Raw genomic sequence first — 19,492 nt, 5'->3', positions numbered from 1 at the left:
TACAGTTGCTTATGGTTTATTTCGACTTTTTCTTAGTTTAAAGTGTCCAATAATAGAACACTTTGAAATGAGGGTTCGTCCATTAATGGACACTTGGTACGATTTTGAGGTAGGCTAAATAGATAACAACACAGGTACAGATCATTCCATGAAACAAGCTGGTTCAATTCTCATTGTCGATGACAATCCCGATATTCTTATTGCTGCACGCTTGCTACTCAAACAGCACTATCAAAGCGTGAAAACCACCGATAACCCGTTTGATATTGAAGGATTGATCACCCAGCAAAAAAACACCGATTTTCCAATTGATGTGATTTTGCTCGATATGAACTTCAGTCAAGATGCTATCAGCGGCAAAGAAGGATTTTATTGGCTGAAAAAAATCATCGAGCAAGACCCAAGCATCGTAGTATTGTTGATGACCGCCTATAGCGATATTCAGCTCGCCGTTGATGCCATAAAAGCGGGTGCATCGGATTTTATTGCTAAGCCTTGGCTAAATGATCAACTACTCGGTGCAGTCGCCGCCGCTTTTTCTCACGCAAAAGATAAACAACAAGTCGGCCTACTCACTCGCCAAACTCAAGGGCTCAGCCAAGCACTGAATCAATCAGTGGGTGGTCAGCAATTTTCGTTTTTAGGGCAAAGTGCCGCAATGGCAGAGGTTTTTCAAACCATTGAAAAAGCTGCACAAACCGATGCCAATATTCTGATTACCGGCGAAAGCGGCACAGGTAAAGAACTCACCGCCCACGCCATTCATCAAGCCAGCCAACGGCGCGATTGCACCTTTATTGGCCTCGATATGGGTGCGGTGGCGCACAGCTTGTTTGAAAGCGAGTTATTTGGTCATAAAAAAGGCGCCTTTACCGACGCCAAAACCGATCGTATCGGAAAATTTGAACTAGCTCACTGTGGCAGCTTATTTTTAGATGAACTTGGCAACTTGCCCATGGAGCAACAAGCTAAGCTCTTGGCTGCGTTACAAAACCGCCAAATTACGCCCGTCGGTGGCAGCAAAGCCATTAACGTTGATATTCGTTTAATTTGTGCCACCAACGACAACTTACAGCAAGCAGTGAGCGAAGGGCGCTTTCGCCAAGATTTACTCTACCGTATTAACACGGTTGAAATTCGTCTGCCGCCTCTTCGCGAGCGAGTTGAAGACATCCCACTTCTGGCTGAGTATTACCTCACACATTTTGCACAAAAGTACAAACGCGAGCTCAGTATCAATTCTGACGATATGAGCGCCTTATGCCACTATTCTTGGCCTGGCAATGTGCGAGAGCTCGCCCACGCCATTGAACGCGCAGTCATTTTAACAGAAGGGAATATTCTGGATATTCGCTCTGTGGTTGGTAATCAAACGCTTCAAACGGCAAGCTATACCTCAGCGCTGACCGCTGAATCAATCACTTACGACACCTTTGATTTAGAAGTGCTTGAACAGCGTGCAGTACGCGCTGCGCTCAAGCATCACCAAGGTAATGTCAGCCATGCCGCTAAAGCACTTGGCTTAACCCGCGGCGCGATGTATCGCCGCCTTGAAAAATACGGGCTATAACCAATGCAATCACACTGGGTTTTGGCGGGCAACTTAGGCGCACTGATAGGCTTGAATTTACTCGCCTGTTATTTACTGCTTCAGCACGGATTGTCGGCGAGCTTATTTTTACTTGGCCTAATAAATATTGGGCTAATCGGGCATATTTTTAGCTTATTTAAACGCCAACAACGCCAAGCCGAAATGGTGATCCGCGCACTGGCCAACGGCGACAGTACCTTAGGTCTTGGCCACCAGCACCCCATGCGCCAACAATTCGAACAAGTTAAAGACCAAATGCAAACCGCACGCTTTAATGCCGAGCAACAAGCGCAGTTTTTACACGCTTTGTTAATTCATATTGATTTAGCCGTGCTCGTGTGTGATGACGATGGCGAAGTGATTGAATCTAACCCTGCGGTGTTTAAACTATTGGGTCAGTCCATTAATCACCTTAATAAATTAGGCGCTATAGGCGAGCTGTTACTCGCCAGTGATACAAACCTTCGGACCACCAGCCAATGGCAAAGCGGTGAACAACTCGACACGCTCTCGATCCAACTTAGTATTGCCACTATTCAAGGTAAAAACCGCCGGGTGATCAGCATTCAATCTATCCATGATCAGCTCCAGCATAAAGAGCAGCAAGCGTATAAACGCCTCACCAAAGTGCTGACCCACGAAGTCGCCAACTCCATCACACCACTGGCCTCACTCGCGCATACCTGCACCACCTTGCTGCCCGAGTCGCTACAATTTAATGATCAAGAAGACAAACAAGACTTACAACTAGCACTCAACACAATCGCATCACGAACCCAACATTTAGGCGAATTTATCGCTAGATTTCGCCAAATTAGTCGCCTACCCGCGCCAAATCTACACCCTACCGATTTAGCGCCTATGCTTGAGCGCGTAATCGCTTTGCATCAACAACAAGCAAGCAAACATGGCATTACCTTAACTCAGCAAACAGAAACACAACAATTAGTCATGCTCGATGCTTCGCAAGTCGAACAGGTCCTGATTAACTTGGTCAAAAACGCATTAGAAGTATTGATACAACAGCAACAAACAAAGCAACCAAGCGAACTCGCCCCTGAGGCCGCCATCCGCTTAACACTTGGCCAAAATACAGCGCAGCAATATTACCTCGAAGTGGCCGATACAGGCCCCGGCATTGCTGAGCACGTAGTTGAAATGATTTTTGTGCCATTTTTTACCACCAAACAACACGGCTCTGGCATAGGCCTGAGCCTCAGTCGGCAAATCATGCTCAACCACGGCGGCGATTTAATCTATTTAGCCAAAGAACAAGGCGCTTGTTTTCGGTGTGTGTTTGGATGAGGGGTTACCCTTGTAGGTCGTCGTTTACGGCGACAATCACCGTGAATGGCAGTCAATAGGTCTGGCGCAGGCATTGATGTCAATTTGTCGAGCTAAACCTCGGCCTACAGCCGATCTAGCCTTGTAGGTCGTCGTTTACGGCGACAATCACCGTGAATGGCAGTCAATAGGTCTGGCGCAGGCATTGATGTCAATTTGTCGAGCTAAACCTCGGCCTACAGCCGATCTAGCCTTGTAGGTCGTCGTTTACGGCGACAATCACCGTGAATGGCAGTCAATAGGTCTGGCGCAGGCATTGATGTCAATTTGTCGAGCTAAACCTCGGCCTACAGCCGATCTAGCCTTGTAGGTCGTCGTTTACGGCGACAATCACCGTGAATGGCAGTCAATAGGTCTGGCGCAGGCATTGATGTCAATTTGTCGAGCTAAACCTCGGCCTACAGCCGATCTAGCCTTGTAGGTCGTCGTTTACGGCGACAATCACCGTGAATGGCAGTCAATAGGTCTGGCGCAGGCATTGATGTCAATTTGTCGAGCTAAACCTCGGCCTACAGCCGATCTAGCCTTGTAGGTCGTCGTTTACGGCGACAATCACCGTGAATGGCAGTCAATAGGTCTGGCGCAGGCATTGATGTCAATTTGTCGAGCTAAACCTCGGCCTACAGCCGATCTAGCCTTGTAGGTCGTCGTTTACGGCGACAATCACCGTGAATGGCAGTCAATAGGTCTGGCGCAGGCATTGATGTCAATTTGTCGAGCTAAACCTCGGCCTACAGCCGATCTAGCCTTGTAGGTCGTCGTTTACGGCGACAATCACCGTGAATGGCAGTCAATAGGTCTGGCGCAGGCATTGATGTCAATTTGTCGAGCTAAACCTCGGCCTACAGCCGATCTAGCCTTGTAGGTCGTCGTTTACGGCGACAATCACCGTGAATGGCAGTCAATAGGTCTGGCGCAGGCATTGATGCCAATTTGTCGAGCTAAACCTCGGCCTACAGCCGATCTAGCCTTGTAGGTCGTCGTTTACGGCGACAATCACCGTGAATGGCAGTCAATAGGTCTGGCGCAGGCATTGATGCCAATTTGTCGAGCTAAACCTCGACCTACAACAGATCTAGCCTTGTAGGTCGTCGTTTACGGCGACAATCACCATGAATGGCAGTCAATAGGTCTGGCACAGGCATTGATGCCAATCTTCCGAGCTAAACCTCGACCTACAGCCGACCTGCGTTTTACAAATAAACGCTATTCCAATATGGATAATCGCCAATGTTTTTGACTAAACCACGTCGTAGTGGATTAGCAACTATATAACGCGAAACGCCAATTCTATCTTCTTCATGGCGTAAAGCATGATCAAAATAGGCATGTTGCCAAATAGTACCTGAAGTATTCAGTGATTGATTAATCAACCTTGCTGAAGCCCCTTTCAACTGCCCAACCACAGCACCTAAAGTCGTTTCGCCCAAAGACAATAAACCATGAAAATGATCCGGCATTAACACCCAGCTTAGCCATTGGCACTGATACTTAACTTCATTGTGGGTGATACATTGGCAAAATAATTGCGCTAAAGCTGGATTACTGAAATAAGGAAAGCGTTGCTGGCAAACAAAAGTAATAAAGTACTCACCATTCTTGGTCGATACACGACCTTTTCTGAGGTTATTCCAGCTCATAGCACAATCCTTTGCGTTAAATCATTATGCAAAGTTTAGTGAGTGAACTCTTTGATTACCAACGTAGATACTCTGTTCGCATTGTAGATCGGCATTCATGCCAACAAAAAAGCAAACGAAACCTGCTTTTTCACCTTTAAACCTGTCGCGCTAAAGCACGACCTACGGCAAAACATCGCATTGTAGGTCGGCATTTATGCCGACAAAATAAAGCAATTAACAATGAATAAAACTAACGTTGAATGCCTAACGCATTGCGCAGTGTTTCAATATCTTTATGCTGCTCAAAAAAGGCAACTACCGCTTGAATTTGTTGTTGTTTTTCACCAGTGAAATTAGCAGCTAAATAATCTTTTATTTCATCAAACTGCCATGTTAATTCCATTTCTTTTGGAATAGCGGCTATGGCCGTTAAAACATCATCAATGGTGTTATCCCCAAGTAAAAAGCGGATAAATTGCATCACAGCGAAAACTTGGCTGTCCTCAGACATATTTTCCACTTCAGCGATACGAACAAGCACCTGTTCAGGCGTTTCAAATAATAAAGCCAGTTCAGCCATGTAGACTAGTGTATTGTTTACACACGCTTCAATCTCAACATTACTAACGCCTTTAAATCGCACTAACAACTCCGTATGCGTATTCAAAGCAGCGCTGAAGTCTTTTTGTCTTCCATGAACAACACTTTGATTATACATCGCCTTGGCAACTGCAATTTGGATTTCTTCATTCGACGAGTCTTTAAACTGCTCAATCAAGATTGAGTAGCTGTTGAGTTCAGCGTCAGGCTTACCTAGCAAGCCATAAGCAACTCCTTGGTTAACCATCGCTTTAGCAACCTGCTGTTGAATTGCTGCATTCGGCGATCTTTTGAATTGCTTAATTAGTTCTGCGTAGGTGTTAAGTGCGCTCTTAATGTTACCTTGCTTACTATTTCTAAAGCCCTGATTAAAAATTGCATTTGCTACATATATTTGAATTGCTTCATTCTGCGATGTTTTAAACTGTGCAATCAACATGTCATAGCTGTTCAATTCAGCCACTTCATCCATCAATTTCATGTATGCCATTGCCTTACTCCATAATAGCTGTGCATTTAATAGAGTTTGCAGTTCATTTTCACGCAAGGCGCCAATCGCTAAATCTAACCATTTAAGAGCTGTTTGATAATCTTTTTTCCCATAACTCACATTGGCTAAAGATAAATATTCACGCGCTGTTGCATGTTCTTTATCTATTCTTTTTGTACTATTTTCCAGTACTCTTAAGTCGTCAGGATCAATCTCTTGCTTTGCTGCAATGGCTTTTAGTACGTTGTCGGCAGCGGCTTCAACTTCCTTTTTCTTATCTTCAATAATTTCCCTTGCTTCAGATAGATATTTTTGTAAGCCATTGACCACTAAGTTTAATTCATCTACTTTCGATTCTAATGAAGACTTTGCTTTTTCTAATATTTGATCAGCATTTTCGGCTATGAAAGTTTCCATTTGTTTTCCAGCCACATCACCAGCTTCTTTTTTACTTTTTCGGTAAACAATATAACCACCCAATGCGAGGAAAATAGTTAAGGCAGAAAACCACCAATTCATCATATCTTTCAGATCACCAATCCGACCATCAAACCCATTCAACTGATTAGTTTGTACTCTCTCTTGTGCTTCAAGTTTGGTTTGTAAGTTAGCAAGTTGCACTTTGAGCGTTTGCTGCGTGGTTTCGAGTGCTTTTACGTCATTGCCAAGGGCGGTTTGCTGTTTTAACTTTTCGTCTAAACGAGCAAGTTGATTTTGCATGGCAAATAATTGTTGATACTGCCAGTCGGGATGAGTTTGGGTGCTATTGACTGTGGATGTAGTGTGGGTGGCTGATACATTCGGCGCGGTTGTTGGCGAACTTGCTCCCGCTATAGTTATGTTTGGCAATGCCAATAACGATACCAATAAACATACTAATAATGAGTAATAACGCATCTATCATCCCTAAAAAATAAGCTCGCTTGGCCAATACTGAATCAGTAACCACACTTAAAACCCTGTTAATTTAACTGAGTTTTAACGTGCAAGCCACCTAAAAATCAAAAGGTTAGCCACTAAGGAGCAAGGTAATATTCATCACTATCAAATTTTATGTAAGTAACTCCTTTACGTAAGTAGCTCCACCACCAGCGGGCTAATAAGTAGTAATCCAAATTACGATTTGTCGTTGCTTTGCACCGTATTGCTGGATTGGGTTGACACCAAAGTCGCGGGCTTTGATTCATTGATGAATCATTACCGCACTCTCGAGCAAGAATTCGGCTTTCCAGTACTTCCAGAACAAGATGATCTCATCAGACTCATTGCTCACTTTGCAATTGAAAATAATCAAACAGAGATAGAAAAAATCATCCCTTTTTTATTGCAACATTACTCTGAAGGGCAAGCATCCTTAAAAGAAATCAAACAATATTTATTTCAAGAAGGCCTCTCAACAGCAGCTAAAAGAATCAAAATTTAATACTTGCTGGCCTACTAAGCCTTCGCGATATAAAGCTGCCAAGGCTTAGGCTAAAAGCCTGTAATCTCAACTAACAAGAAAAAAACTAAGTCAGCAACTCCAGTACCAGCGGGCTAATAAGTAGTAATCCAATCCAACTTACGACTCGTCGCTGTTTGGCACTGTACTGTTGGCTTGGTTTGATGCCAAACAGTGGGCAAATAATATCGATGCGACGCACTATTTCAAAAAACAGCCAACAACCAAAGAAGGTAACGCAGATAATAACGACAGGCTCCCATACTGGGCCAAGTTGTAAGGGAGTAAGCCAAAACGCCAAGCCGATAATCATGCTTTGATGCAAGATATAAAATGGGAAAACGGCGCTATTTAGCTTAGTTAATATTGGGTGATCGTGATTCAAAAAACGTTGTGCCAAAGCCAACATAAGCATGACACCAAGCAAGCGCTGTGCGGTGTAGAGCATATCCATACTGGTGATTTTCCATTGCTGAGCTATAGGGTTTTGCCAAATAACATGATAACCAATGATGACGAGCAGATAGCCCACAACAAACAGTATAAGGAACGTGCGCCAGTGGCGCTTTAATTGACTGTAAAACCCAGATTGCCAAGCCAACAAGTAGCCATAAAGTAAAAATAATGCGCCCATTGGGTAGCGAAAGGTCTCGCTTGGCCAGCTCAGTTTCAGCGCACACAGCGGCAACAGTAATACCATGAAAATAATAAGCGGCGACTGCTCACACAAGTGAGTTATTAAAGCCTGCACTTTAGATAAATGTAGTAATGGTAAAATCAACACCAGCAATAATGTGAATTGCCACAATGAGCGCAAATACCAAAGATGATTCACATCAACATGCGGCCAAATGCCGGCTTGATAATGTGAAAATATAGGATGCGATAAGTCAAAAAAAGCGCGATAAAACTGCCAAAAACCGAGGTTTAAGCCACTTTTTTGCGACATTTCAGCATAAAGCTGCACAGGAACGATCAACCAAACACCAGCCAGCAGCGGCAATAAAATCAGTATGCTACGGCTAGTTATAAAATGAGTAAAACTAGAGCGTGCCACAATAAAACGCAGCGCCGCACCTGAGATAAACCAAATCAACGCCATTCGCCATGGCGATAGTAATAACATGGCATTTTCAACATTTAGGCTTAAGTATTGGCTTTTAAAATGGAAGCCCCAGTTTTGGCTATACAACATGCCGGTGTGATAAAAAATCAACATACCAAAGGCCAGCACCCGTAGCCAGTCGAGTTCATAGCGCCTCGGCGGACTTATTTCTGTTTTGCTAAACACTTGCCGCCAAGGCGAAACGAATTTTTGAAGCCCAATAACGCAGTTTACTAGCATGCCCAACGTCCATTCTCTCTTTAAAATATGAGACTTAAGACTGATGCGATTCAGTACAAAGCCAAGCATAAAAGGCTGATAAAACAACCAGTAGGGATAAACGGTGGCTCAGAGGGATAGGGAGCTTGGCCTAATTAGCTTCGCTTGTTATGCTGCTATTAATTACCTTTAGTTAAAATGGCACCCTGCCAGTTATGCGAACATTAAACAGTACTCAATTACAGCATTTCCAGCAGTTTCAAGTTTGGTATGTTGCCTTATTGCTTAGTATGTATGTGCTGATTAATAACAGCATTAACGCCACCTCACAAATCATGGAAGCGCAGCGTGATGGCGCTTTGCCATTTATGTTGTGGGAACCGTTTGTTTGGGAATATTCAAGTGCGGTAGGTACCTTGTTGCTCTTTCCTGCTTTACTGTTTTTATTAAAACACCACCCTTTTAATTGGCAGGCTGTTGGGCGTTCCTTGACGACCTATTTTGCCGCCTCTGTATTTTACTGCTTGTTGCACGTTGCCATTATGGCGGGGCTGCGTAAGCTAATTTATGGGCTACAAGGGCGCGGTTATGACTTTGGCTTAAGTTGGTTTGAACTGGTGTATGAATACCGTAAAGATCTTTGGGCATTTTTGTTTTTTATCGTGATGATCAAGGTTTTTAGCTACCTCTTTGCCCAAATTATTGGTGAAGCTTCTACTTTAGCTAACAATGAAGACGAGCCTATTCCAACTCAATTCGACCGCTTTTTAGTTAAAAAGCTCGGTAAAGAATTTATTGTTAAAGTAAGCGACATTGATTGGCTTGAATCATCAGGCAACTATGTTAATTTGCACAGTGGTGAGCGCATTTACCCACTGCGCGCGACCCTTACTCAACTGAGTAACCAATTAGAAGCCCAAGGGTTTTGCCGCATTCATCGCAGCCACGCTGTCAAACTCGATGCGATAAAATCCATTACTCCGCTTGCAAGCGGCGACAGTGAAATAGCCTTGTACAATGGTAAAAAACTAAATTTATCAAGGCGCTATAAAGAGCAATTTAAGTCACAATTATTGTAGTCAGCGCCAGTCTGCTTTAGAAACAACACAAAAAAGAAACTGTAATGATAATGATTTTCAATAGCACCTCTGTTACGATAACGCCTTTCTAATCACCTTTCATATAGCCTTACAGATAAAATGAAATTAAATAACCTTACGCTTGCACTTCGCGTCGCCTTTTTTATTCCCTTGGGCTTAGTTAGCCACATATCTGCAGCCAATCAACAAGATGCAGCCACACAAGAGCCTGCCAAACAAGACATTGAAAAAATCATGGTCACGGGGCAAAAAATAACCCGCAGCCTACAAGAAACCACCAGCAGTGTTGCTGTACTGACCAGCGAAGTCATAGAGCAACAACAAATTGATACGTTTACTGATGTGCTGGTACGCACCGCAAATACCCACGCTGACGATTATGGCTTTAGTATCCGCGGGATTGATGGCTTTAATGTTTCGGGTGGGGGCAATAGCTATTTAGCCAGTGTCTATATTGATGGCGCCCCATTACCGGCGAGTTTGATTCGTAATGGTGGATTTTCGACTTGGGATGCCAAGCAAATCGAAATTTTGCGTGGCCCTCAATCAACCTTGCAAGGGCGTAATGCGTTGGCCGGTGCGGTGATCCTCAATACACAAGATGCCAGTTTTTATAATGAAGGAAAATACCGACTCACACTTGGCAGTAATGGCCAACAAGAAGCTGCGCTGGCAATTGGCGGTGGATTAATCGACGAGACTTTAGCATTTCGTTTTAGTGGCGAAGAAAAACGTTACGATGGCACCATCACCAATACCTTCAATAATAGTGATTCAGACACCGATGACTCGCATACTTATCGCTTAAAGCTACTTTATACCCCCGAAAACATCGATGGGTTTTCGGCGCAATTAAGCTTGATGAATGCCAAACGCGTGTATGGCGATGCGAACCTCACCATTGATGGTGGCACAGATCCTTTTGCAAACAGAGTGACGCAATACAACGATACACGTAGTCGCCAAGTCAGTACGGATTTAATTTCGTTAGGACTGAATTATGACCTCAATGAAGCCGTGTCATTTTCGTCTTATACCACTTACTCTGATGTTGTCGAAGCGTTTGATTGGGATTCGGATTATCCACAAGGTTTTGGTAGCACGCCAATCACAGATACCGGCAGTGCCACGCTTTACAACAATCAAGAAGATACCTTAACCCAAGAGTTTCGTTTTAACTTCGAATATGAGCAATTTAGTGCGGTAGCCGGTGCGTATTACTTCAAGGGTGACTCCACTGCGCTCAGTACGGGGTTAAATAACTATGTACTTGCTCGCTTAGGTTTATCGAGCTCAGCCTTACAGGCGCAATATCAATTAAGCCCACACATTGCAGATTTAGTGATCAGCCAATACGATGCATTTAACCCTGCCAAAACTGAAATTTTTTCGCTCAGTACCAGCGAAGTGACTAGCTACGCATTATTCGCTGATGGGGTGTGGCATATCAATGATCAGTGGGATATTTTAGCTGGGATCCGTTTTGACCGCGAAAAACAACAAAACGCAGCTGACGCAAAATATACCATTTTAAATCAAGACAAAATGCCACAAGCGAGTCATTACATCGGCACGCCTTATGCGGCCATCGCGCCACTTATTTCGGGAATAAACTCTCTTTTACTTGGCATGGCAGACAAAGCGTCACAAACCGCACCATTGAGTGATGCTTCGTTCAACACTGTACTCCCTAAAATTGGCGCAACGTATCACTTTAACGATGATTTAATTACCACATTCACCTATCAAAAAGGCTATCGCTCTGGTGGTGTTGGGGTGAATCAAGCTCGCTCTGAAGTGTTTGAATATGATCCGGAATACACCGATAACTACGAGCTTTCTATCCGCTCAACATGGCTCGATGGCAAATTAACTGCCAATGCCAATGTGTTCTATCTTGACTGGAAAGATCAGCAAGTATCGGTGCAGTTATCACCTAATAACTTCGATTTACAAACCTTTAATGCAGGTCAATCAACCGTCAAAGGAATGGAGTTAGAGCTCAACTATGTGATCAATCATAATCTGAAAACGTACTTAGCATTAGGCCATTCAGGAACTGAATTTACCGATTTTAAAGTTGTGACACCCACGTCCAATAACGGGCAAACAGAATTTGATTTATCAGGACGTCAATTTCCTGCACCAGAAAATACCCATAGCTTAGGTTTAACCTATCAAAGTGATGAAGGCTTTTTTACAGACATCAATGTGAATTATGCCAGCGCCGCACCGGATAGAACCAACCCATACAGAGATGGGTTAGAGCCGACTCACCCATATTTTGATTTGCATAATAACTCCCGCACCTTAGTAAACGCGCAATTAGGCTATGAATGGGAGTCATTTGGCGTTTATTTAGTCGGTAGCAACTTACTTGACGAAGAATATTTTGTTTCTAATCGGGTCAGAAACCCGCGATTAGGTAAACCCAGAGAGTTCGCACTGACGGTACGTGGCGTATTCGATTGGTAAACACATTCACTTAACCCTAATACAAAGGTGTCAATATTCTTGGTATCTTTGTTGTCGTCTTAGGGTCGATTTAACTCTGTAGCAAGGACATAATCATGAGTTTTTTCTTTCTCATCCCAGCCTATTGGCTTGCTGGTATTTGGTTATACGGGGCAAGTCCAAGACAACAATTCATTAAAAATCAGCGTTTTTATCCGCCACGTTGGTTCGCTTTGTGTGCTATTGCACTGTTAAGTTTACTGACGGTCGTATTATTTATCTACGCTCAGTACACCCTGCCTCTGGCGCTTGTTTTTACTTTACTGGTATGGATGTTTTTTATTCCAGCCCCTGTTTTTATGCTCAATCATAAGCCTGATTGGGCGCTCGCTAGCCTGTTTGCCATCGGTTTGATTAGCGCAATTTTCTATTTTATCGGGGGTTTATAATGTGGCATAAAACGTTTGCGGGGTTTCTCAGTGGCATCATAGTGATGATCTTAATCCCGAGCATTATAAGTTTATGGTTCCCAGCGCATATCAATTTGTTTCTTGCTATTTCTTTGGTGGTGTCGCTCACCGCTTGGCCGGGCGTTATGACCTGGTGTTATGGCGCAGAAACAAACAAACAAGCATGGCTAAGGGCCGCAAAACTCGCCTTGCCTACCTTGTTGATTTTTGTCGTCACTTTCTTTATTGCTGCGGGGCCTTCGGTATGAAAAAAACAACCTTAAAAAACCTCACTCATGCCCATGCTTGGCTCGGTTTGATCATCTCTGGAGTATTGATGATCGTCTTTGTTTGTGGCTCTTTGTCATTCTTTCGTGAAAATATCGTGCTATGGGACATGCAATACGATGCCCCGCATACACAAGTAACCGAAGACAGTGAGTTGATCCCTGTTTCCAATATTGCCAAACAGATTACCGCACAAGGACATACCTTTCCTGACGACCATGGGGTTTTTATTGAGCTACCCACAAAAGAGCAGCCCTATTATGTCAGTTATTTCGAAATCGAAACACCTGAAGGAAAACATGTCGATATCGAGCAAAGCTTTGACCCTTATACTGGTGAGATATTATCCCTAGATCAAAGTAACTATTATTTAGGGCATATGCTCTACCGAATGCATCTAAACCTCATGTTCCCAACAGGCGGAACCGAGCTTGTAGGCATTGTCTCTTTATTATTTTTTGTCATGGTACTGACGGGTTGTTTGATAGTGCTCAAAAAAATAATTAGCCACTATTACCAGTACAGAACCAACCGCAATAAAGACCTCTACCTCGATGGCCACACCATGATAGGAGTCAGCGCCCTGCCTTTTACCTTTATTTATGCACTGACCGGTGTGATGTTTAATTTAAGTATTATTCTTCAAGCTGGATTTGGCTTTGCGGTATTTAAAGGCAACATTCCAGCGTTAATGGAAACCGCAGACTTTTACAGCCCACCTCGTATTACCGAGCTTGCAAATGCACCTTCAGATTTAGCCCGAATAGATGAAATTATGGCTGATGCAAAACAGCGCCATCCAGATAAAAAGGTATATTTTGTTAATCTATTTGTACCAAATGATGCTAATGCGCAACTCGAAGTCGCGCTAACACAACCTCTGAGCTTTGAACGTGTCACTCGCCTTACTTATCAAGTCAATACCGCGACGTTATTACAAGAATATGTACCCAGCCAGTCGGCAACTGCAGGGACTTACGATGTATTAAGCACGTTACATACCGCAGAATTTGGCAGCAACATAATGAAGTTTGTCTATTTCATTTTAGGGCTGGGCTGCTGCTATTTAATTTTAACTGGTAACTTAATTTGGATAACCAAGCGAGAACAACAGCGCCAGCAAAGCCAACGCGGCCTTCAGTTTGTAAAAGCGATGACTTTGGCGCTGTCCAGCGGCACCCTCATCGCGGTAGCGAGTTGCTTTATAGCAGCTCGCTTTGCTCCTCAATCATGGTCGCAAGTCAGCTTACAACCATCGTTGTTTGGCATTATGATTGCGCTGTGTTTAATCCATGGTTGGTTTAGCAAACCTGCTCGTAACGCCATGATGCAACAACTCAGCCTGGCTGGCTTACTCTTTATTATCAATCCAATTTATGACTTGGTGCAGTGGCTAAGTGGTCATGTGACCCCTCACTATTTAACTGCCGATGTCTTGCTGGTGAACAGTGCCCTGCTAGTGATCTGTGGGTTTTGCTGGCTCTTAGTGCAGCATCACCGCGCCCCTGTTCAAGCCTTTGAAGGCACCCCTGCAACCCAGTCTTAAGCGATTAGGCGCAGCTCAAACTGAGCTGCGCCTAAACTTCTATGATCGCACATATTTACCCGCCTAAGTTCATTCATTAACCTGAACGCTGAATAATTACTGGTACACATTTATAGCGACATTGCATATAGTAAGTAGCGAAAAAATACTTTAATCCATTCATAATAAAAAGAATCACTATGGATAATCAGCACTTGCCCATTGATGCGGTATCACCGAACAACGACATAGTTCGCAATACCAATAAACAACCTTGGTTCACCAATGAACGACTTAATTTATTACTCGCTATTTGCGCGATTGTCATATCAGCCGCATCATTTTATGCCACTTTTATTCAAGCCAGTGCCGCGGAGCGGCAAGTAAAAGCCGCCACTTGGCCATGGCTTGAAGTCAGCACAGGTAACTTTAATGATGAAGAAAAACGTGAAGAAATCTCGTTTGAGCTCAAAAACTCAGGAGCTGGGCCGGCACTGATAAAATATGTGCACTTTAAATATCAAGATCAGAGCTATTCCGATATTAATCAATTACTCGATGCCTGCTGCTTTGATACCCATACTTATTACCAACGACTCAAAGAGTTACAAAACAAATCACCTAATATTGATTTTTTCAAAGAGTTTGGCTGGATCATGACCTCCAGCACTCACAATCGTTTGTTAGCCAGTGGTGAGAACATCCCCATGCTGACATTCTCCAAAACAGCCCACAACAAAACACTCTGGGATAAACTTAATACCGCCCGTTTTAATACCAGCACAGAACTATGCTACTGCTCAGTGCTAGAGCAATGCTACCTCAGCGATGGCCGAGGTGAAGTGAAAGAAGTTGCGCAGTGCCCAGTTATCCAGAAAAACCCACAAATCCTATCGAAAAACAGAGCGCTGCCAAATAAGAAGTGACTACAAAACCAGTTGAGCGCTCGGGTGATAGCATCACTCATGGTATATATGTCATTGCGCCCTATACCTTAATTGATTTTGCTGCCTCTTACGATTTTAGCGATCAATATCAGCTGGGTTTAGCCGTTAGTAACCTCACTGACAAACGCTATGTTGGCAGCTGTGTTGATATCAGGCGTTGTTGGGTGGGGGCTGAACGCAGCATTGAATTAACCCTCAACGCTTCGTTCTAATACGAAATACGCGAAAGCCTTGGGCTTATCAACCCCCAAGGCTTTCATTTAAAGTAAAACTGTATTGCGCTTGACCTTGCTCTTTTGATGTAAAGCTTCCGAGCCCAGCCAATTGTGCCAAAGCATCGCAACCAGATCCTGCTACAACGGTAAAATTGGAACTGGCAACCCCTGCAATAAATTGGCCTTGATGCTGGAAAACAACACTCCCTGCTTGTCCGACAATGCTTCCTGTGAAAGTTTCAAAGCCAACAAATTGTGCAGTGCCATCCGGTTGATAGCTCATCAAATACCGCAACTCGCTAGTCCCTTCAATATCGCCACTATAATGCTGGCTAATAACCGCAAGGCTTTGCTTTGCGCCATTATCACTTTCGCTATACGGGGTTTCTTGCCAATTTGTCACCTGAAAAGTGCCTGTCAGTTGTGCTTGAGTCATATTGTTGCCTTTGTTGTTATTGTGAAGATGAAGGAGAGGCCAATTGTGGCCAAGTTTGAATCAGTGCAAAGCTATGAATGAGGCCAATCACCAAACAAATACCCGAACTCCATAACCAAAATTCAGGGCTGCGTCCCATTGGAGTCGAGATTAAGAAAAAACCTCCCAGTCCTCGCACTACATAAACAGCCGTAATTAAAAGCAATGCTGTGCGACGTAAAGGTAAACGCCTAATTAACCCCGCAGCAGAAAACGCATATGCCGCCCACACACTTAAAACGCTAAATATAAATAAAGTAATCAATGTTGGTTTTATTAGCCCTTGTTCGGCCCATTGAGCCATTTGCTCACCCGCACCAAAAAAACGATACCAAGATGCACCAAAATAGATACAAGCTAAATGCAGTAACGCAGCCATCGAACTTAAACTGCCAGCCACTATAAATAATCGATTCATGTAGATTTCTCACATCCTTTTGAAATTTGAAACGCCTTGCGCTGTGATTAATACATACTCTGGTTGCAACTCAACAAACTGAGTATGCAAACTGCCATGAATAGAAAAGGAACACAAGTTTGTTCATTCCATAATCACTTGATTTTTAGTGACAAACAACCTGAGTATTTCACCGCTACGGACAGCTATCTCAGCGCAAATCGCGTTTTTACTAACGCACGCTGATTTAAAATATGCTTTTATATTTTTTATCGCGTTTGATATGCCACTTAACTCCGCTGTTCGCCAATGTGTTGCCGAAAATCTTTCCCTGTTTGAAGGCAAAACAGACCATCTTTATTTAGACAACCAAGGTTACCCAACCATCGGGATTGGCCATTGTATCGCTAACCTTGATGTCTTTTTACAGTTACCTATGGTGCGTATAGCCGATGGACAAACAGCCACAAAACAACAAAAAATAGCCGAGTACCAAAACATCAAGCAAAAGCCTCAGGGTTATAAAGCTGATTGGTACGCCGCTTTTTGCCAACTGCGCTTACCTGAAGCGGCCATCAATCAAATCCACCAGCAACAGCTCAATAAATTTCATCAAGAATTACGCCATGTATTTCAGCGAAGTCGTGGTTATAGCTGTGACTTTGAACAGCTACCTAGCCCAGTACAAATTGCGTTATTTGATTTGGTTTATAATGTTGGCAGTACTAATCTACAGCACAAGTGGCCCAAACTGCATCAGGCAATCAAACAACAAGATTGGCATGAAGCCGCTAAGCAAAGTAGTCGAAAAGGTATTCAAGCAGCAAGAAATGAGCATATACAAAGTTTGTTTTTAAGTGCTGGCGGACACACAAGTCCAAAGCTATTCGCCAAGCAAACAAAGAAAGCATCACGCCACAGACGCCATCATTCTTTACTCAAAAAAACATTGTCTTACATTGTGAATAAAGGGCTATTGGTATTGTTGAGAAAAGTATTTAGATGATTGCTTATCGACATTGCGAATATCGATAAGCAAATAAGCAAGCTATCTACGATAACCTTGTTAAGCACGAGACTCACCAATAGATAACTGCCAATGGATAACTCAGGTTACGTATTTAACTTCAATCTATTGGCAAGCCTGTTACCTGTACTAAAGGTTATTTAAAGACGACTGGCAAAGTACTTCTTTGATAGATGCGCAGCTCAGGCTCTGCCCACTGGCCATTCTTTAGGTATTGTGTGGCTACGTGCATCTGAGTGTGATCTAAACGGCTGGTGGATTTCACTTGTGTTATCCCTTCTTGCGAGCCTGTCACCTCTTCATAAGCAACAAACTCACCAGATTCAAGAATATCGATTCGCCCTTGAGTGTAAAATCCTGCGGTAGTGAAATAATAAAATACCACGCTATTTTGGCTTTTATCCCAAAAAATTAACGACTCTCCCCCATACATGCCGTTATTGATGGAATGCAAAGTACGGATTGCAGTGCCATTTAACGCCCGCTCCCAACGACTAACATCTTGCATAGGAGCCTGCCCCTCGGCGACGGGAAAATCAGCCTGCCAAGTACCCAAATATGGTTCAAATACCGCCAATTCTGATGCTAACCCTTTTACTTCTGCCTGAACAGAAACAGAAAACACGTTAATACCGAGTACTAAGAGCATTATTTTAAGTGAGTATTTGAGCATAAAATATTCCATTCGATTTTGAATAAGGAGTTCACTGTATCATAGCCATAAAAAACGCCATCTAAAAGATGGCGTCTAAACATAAGCATGTTATACAACGACTGGTTACTTCTTAATTGGTCGTTGCCAGCCATCGAGGTTACGTTGTTTGCCACGAGCAACCGCAAGTTGTTCGTCGTTTACTGATGTGGTAATCACTGAACCTGCGCCAACGGTTGCCGTGGCACCGATGCTAACAGGGGCAACCAAGGATGAATTAGAACCGATAAAGGCGTTGTCACCTATGATGGTTTTTGATTTATTAACACCATCGTAGTTACAGGTAATAGTACCTGCGCCAATGTTAACCTTTTCACCGATTTCCGCATCACCCAAATAAGTCAAATGGTTGGCTTTTGAACCTTTGCCTAAACGCGTTTTTTTCATTTCAACAAAATTACCAACGTGTGAATCTTCTTCCATCACTGAGCCTGGACGTAAGCGTGCATACGGGCCTAAAGTACATTTAGCTGCAACGGTCGCATCTTCAATCATAGTATTAGCTTTTATCACTGCGCCATCACCAATGCTACAGTTTTTAAGCACACAGTTAGGGCCTATCACCACGTTGTTACCTAGAGTGACATTCCCTTCAAAAATCACATTGATATCAATCAGTACATCTTCACCTGTCGTGACGGTACCACGGACATCAATTCGAGCAGGATCAGCCAGTGTTGCGCCATTGAGCATTAAAGTTTCGGCTTGCCATTGCTGAAGTGCTCGCTCAAGGCCTGCTAGTTGTACACGGTTGTTTGCGCCTTCTACTTCCATTGGGTGATCTGGATGCGCCGAGCTAATTTCCACGCCATCAGTGTGTGCCATGGCAACGATATCCGTTAAATAATATTCACCTTGTGCATTATTGTTGGATAAACGACTTAACCAGCCTTTTAATAAGCCACCATTCACCGCCATAATACCGGTGTTAACTTCGGTAATGGCTAATTGTTCAGGGCTAGCATCTTTTTGCTCAACAATTCCCACCAGCTTGCCGTTATCACGCAACATGCGACCATAGCCATTCGGGTTCTCTAAATGCACAGTCAGTACCGCTAAGCCCGCTTTAGGCGTAACAGACAACAAACGCTCTAGCGTTGATTGGCGCGTCAGTGGTACATCACCATACAAAACCAATACAGTATCCGTATCATTGATATGTGGGACAGCTTGAGCCACAGCGTGACCCGTTCCAAGCTGTTCAGCTTGCTGCACCCAATTAGCCTCGTTATGAGCCAATTGCTCTAATAATAATTCACCACCATGACCATAAACTAGATTTGTCGTTGTGGCCCCTAAAGCTTTGGCATTATCGATGACATGTTGCACCATGGCTTTGCCAGCTACTTGATGCAGTACTTTTGGTAGGGCTGAGCGCATGCGTGTTCCCTTGCCAGCGGCAAGGATGACTGTAGTTAAAGACATTAAAACAATTTCCTTTTTTCTTTGTTTTAAGCAGTCGTTTCTATTTTTACTTTTTTATCAAAGTGA

Annotated in this window: 18 protein-coding genes; 11 read left to right on the top strand and 7 right to left on the bottom strand. The window is 43.5% G+C overall.

The genetic code is table 11. The features are described from left to right. Positions 1-148: 148 nt before the first annotated feature. Together PULV_RS14000 and PULV_RS13995 are read left to right on the top strand one after the other, a co-directional pair. Positions 149-1,570: a sigma-54-dependent transcriptional regulator gene (locus tag PULV_RS14000; protein ID WP_193332041.1), complete on the top strand. Its 1,422-nt coding sequence runs from the start codon at positions 149-151 to the stop codon at positions 1,568-1,570. Positions 1,571-1,573: 3 nt separating this feature from the next. Further along, positions 1,574-2,896 carry a sensor histidine kinase gene (locus PULV_RS13995; protein ID WP_193332040.1) on the top strand — a complete coding sequence of 441 codons (1,323 nt, stop codon included), beginning with the start codon at positions 1,574-1,576 and terminating at the stop codon, positions 2,894-2,896. Positions 2,897-4,128: 1,232 nt separating this feature from the next. Here PULV_RS13995 and PULV_RS13990 read toward each other — a convergent pair. Both PULV_RS13990 and PULV_RS13985 read right to left on the bottom strand, forming a co-directional pair. Then, positions 4,129-4,575, bottom strand: a complete 447-nt coding sequence (locus tag PULV_RS13990) for an REP-associated tyrosine transposase (protein WP_086745775.1) — start codon at positions 4,573-4,575, stop codon at positions 4,129-4,131. A 232-nt stretch (positions 4,576-4,807) separates the two neighbouring features. Next, complete coding sequence (locus PULV_RS13985) at positions 4,808-6,544, bottom strand: tetratricopeptide repeat protein (RefSeq protein WP_193332039.1); 1,737 nt, start codon at positions 6,542-6,544, stop codon at positions 4,808-4,810. A 232-nt stretch (positions 6,545-6,776) separates the two neighbouring features. Here PULV_RS13985 and PULV_RS13980 point away from each other — a divergent pair, with 232 nt between their 5' ends. Then, positions 6,777-7,070, top strand: coding sequence for a hypothetical protein (locus PULV_RS13980; RefSeq protein ID WP_193332038.1), 294 nt, complete (start codon positions 6,777-6,779; stop codon positions 7,068-7,070). An 85-nt stretch (positions 7,071-7,155) separates the two neighbouring features. Here the strand turns inward: PULV_RS13980 and PULV_RS13975 are convergent, their stop codons facing one another. After that, entirely contained in the window at positions 7,156-8,433 is a 1,278-nt protein-coding gene (locus tag PULV_RS13975; RefSeq protein WP_193332037.1) for an acyltransferase family protein, read from the bottom strand. Between the two features lie 194 nt (positions 8,434-8,627). On the opposite strand from PULV_RS13975, the gene PULV_RS13970 reads away from it, so the two are divergent. From PULV_RS13970 to PULV_RS13940, 7 genes are all read left to right on the top strand, one after another. Then, entirely contained in the window at positions 8,628-9,491 is an 864-nt protein-coding gene (locus tag PULV_RS13970) for a LytR/AlgR family response regulator transcription factor (RefSeq protein ID WP_193332036.1), read from the top strand. Positions 9,492-9,611: 120 nt separating this feature from the next. Further along, on the top strand, positions 9,612-11,987 hold the full coding sequence (locus tag PULV_RS13965; RefSeq protein ID WP_193332035.1) for a TonB-dependent receptor: 2,376 nt from the start codon (positions 9,612-9,614) through the stop codon (positions 11,985-11,987). Positions 11,988-12,082: 95 nt separating this feature from the next. Then, on the top strand, positions 12,083-12,415 hold the full coding sequence (locus PULV_RS13960; RefSeq protein ID WP_193332034.1) for a hypothetical protein: 333 nt from the start codon (positions 12,083-12,085) through the stop codon (positions 12,413-12,415). Beyond that, on the top strand, positions 12,415-12,684 hold the full coding sequence (locus PULV_RS13955) for a hypothetical protein (protein ID WP_193332033.1): 270 nt from the start codon (positions 12,415-12,417) through the stop codon (positions 12,682-12,684). Before PULV_RS13960 ends, PULV_RS13955 begins: the two co-directional genes overlap by 1 nt. Beyond that, positions 12,681-14,249: a PepSY-associated TM helix domain-containing protein gene (locus tag PULV_RS13950; protein WP_193332032.1), complete on the top strand. Its 1,569-nt coding sequence runs from the start codon at positions 12,681-12,683 to the stop codon at positions 14,247-14,249. The genes PULV_RS13955 and PULV_RS13950 overlap by 4 nt, the downstream gene beginning before the upstream one ends. A gap of 179 nt (positions 14,250-14,428) precedes the next feature. Continuing rightward, entirely contained in the window at positions 14,429-15,154 is a 726-nt protein-coding gene (locus PULV_RS13945) for a hypothetical protein (RefSeq protein WP_193332031.1), read from the top strand. After that, positions 15,151-15,387 (top strand): TonB-dependent receptor, encoded by a 237-nt coding sequence (locus tag PULV_RS13940; RefSeq protein ID WP_227009408.1) that lies wholly within the window; start codon positions 15,151-15,153, stop codon positions 15,385-15,387. Before PULV_RS13945 ends, PULV_RS13940 begins: the two co-directional genes overlap by 4 nt. 28 nt (positions 15,388-15,415) lie before the next feature. On the opposite strand, the gene PULV_RS13935 is transcribed toward PULV_RS13940, so the two are convergent. Beyond that, on the bottom strand, positions 15,416-15,826 hold the full coding sequence (locus tag PULV_RS13935) for a DUF3224 domain-containing protein (RefSeq protein ID WP_193332030.1): 411 nt from the start codon (positions 15,824-15,826) through the stop codon (positions 15,416-15,418). Between the two features lie 16 nt (positions 15,827-15,842). Next, the gene (locus tag PULV_RS13930; RefSeq protein ID WP_193332029.1) at positions 15,843-16,283 is read right to left on the bottom strand and encodes a hypothetical protein; all 441 of its coding nucleotides are present in this window, start codon (positions 16,281-16,283) and stop codon (positions 15,843-15,845) included. Positions 16,284-16,431: 148 nt separating this feature from the next. Between PULV_RS13930 and PULV_RS13925 the strand changes: the two genes are divergently transcribed. Continuing rightward, positions 16,432-17,268 carry a pesticin C-terminus-like muramidase gene (locus PULV_RS13925; protein ID WP_086745786.1) on the top strand — a complete coding sequence of 279 codons (837 nt, stop codon included), beginning with the start codon at positions 16,432-16,434 and terminating at the stop codon, positions 17,266-17,268. Between the two features lie 157 nt (positions 17,269-17,425). Here the strand turns inward: PULV_RS13925 and PULV_RS13920 are convergent, their stop codons facing one another. Both PULV_RS13920 and glmU read right to left on the bottom strand, forming a co-directional pair. Then, positions 17,426-17,974 (bottom strand): hypothetical protein, encoded by a 549-nt coding sequence (locus PULV_RS13920; RefSeq protein WP_405127493.1) that lies wholly within the window; start codon positions 17,972-17,974, stop codon positions 17,426-17,428. Positions 17,975-18,067: 93 nt separating this feature from the next. Next, the gene (gene glmU, locus PULV_RS13915; RefSeq protein ID WP_193332027.1) at positions 18,068-19,426 is read right to left on the bottom strand and encodes a bifunctional UDP-N-acetylglucosamine diphosphorylase/glucosamine-1-phosphate N-acetyltransferase GlmU; all 1,359 of its coding nucleotides are present in this window, start codon (positions 19,424-19,426) and stop codon (positions 18,068-18,070) included. Positions 19,427-19,492: the final 66 nt, after the last annotated feature.

The sequence above is a fragment of the Pseudoalteromonas ulvae UL12 genome, from assembly GCF_014925405.1.
GTDB classification, from domain to species: Bacteria; Pseudomonadota; Gammaproteobacteria; order Enterobacterales; family Alteromonadaceae; genus Pseudoalteromonas; species Pseudoalteromonas ulvae.
Note: the sequence above shows the minus strand (reverse complement) of the source record. Positions and strands in the feature narration are given on the sequence as shown.

Bases quoted from the DNA above. Each gene is read 5' to 3' on its own strand.
- PULV_RS13995 (WP_193332040.1), top strand. From the start codon at position 1,574: ATGCAATCACACTGGGTTTTGGCGGGCAACTTAGGCGCACTGATAGGC.
- PULV_RS14000 (WP_193332041.1), top strand. From the start codon at position 149: ATGAAACAAGCTGGTTCAATTCTCATTGTCGATGACAATCCCGATATT.
- PULV_RS13950 (WP_193332032.1), top strand. From the start codon at position 12,681: ATGAAAAAAACAACCTTAAAAAACCTCACTCATGCCCATGCTTGGCTC.
- PULV_RS13945 (WP_193332031.1), top strand. From the start codon at position 14,429: ATGGATAATCAGCACTTGCCCATTGATGCGGTATCACCGAACAACGAC.
- PULV_RS13930 (WP_193332029.1), bottom strand. From the start codon at position 16,283: ATGAATCGATTATTTATAGTGGCTGGCAGTTTAAGTTCGATGGCTGCG.
- PULV_RS13955 (WP_193332033.1), top strand. From the start codon at position 12,415: ATGTGGCATAAAACGTTTGCGGGGTTTCTCAGTGGCATCATAGTGATG.
- PULV_RS13975 (WP_193332037.1), bottom strand. From the start codon at position 8,433: ATGCTAGTAAACTGCGTTATTGGGCTTCAAAAATTCGTTTCGCCTTGG.
- PULV_RS13935 (WP_193332030.1), bottom strand. From the start codon at position 15,826: ATGACTCAAGCACAACTGACAGGCACTTTTCAGGTGACAAATTGGCAA.
- PULV_RS13990 (WP_086745775.1), bottom strand. From the start codon at position 4,575: ATGAGCTGGAATAACCTCAGAAAAGGTCGTGTATCGACCAAGAATGGT.
- glmU (WP_193332027.1), bottom strand. From the start codon at position 19,426: ATGTCTTTAACTACAGTCATCCTTGCCGCTGGCAAGGGAACACGCATG.
- PULV_RS13960 (WP_193332034.1), top strand. From the start codon at position 12,083: ATGAGTTTTTTCTTTCTCATCCCAGCCTATTGGCTTGCTGGTATTTGG.
- PULV_RS13965 (WP_193332035.1), top strand. From the start codon at position 9,612: ATGAAATTAAATAACCTTACGCTTGCACTTCGCGTCGCCTTTTTTATT.
- PULV_RS13985 (WP_193332039.1), bottom strand. From the start codon at position 6,544: ATGCGTTATTACTCATTATTAGTATGTTTATTGGTATCGTTATTGGCA.
- PULV_RS13970 (WP_193332036.1), top strand. From the start codon at position 8,628: ATGCGAACATTAAACAGTACTCAATTACAGCATTTCCAGCAGTTTCAA.
- PULV_RS13920 (WP_405127493.1), bottom strand. From the start codon at position 17,974: ATGGAATATTTTATGCTCAAATACTCACTTAAAATAATGCTCTTAGTA.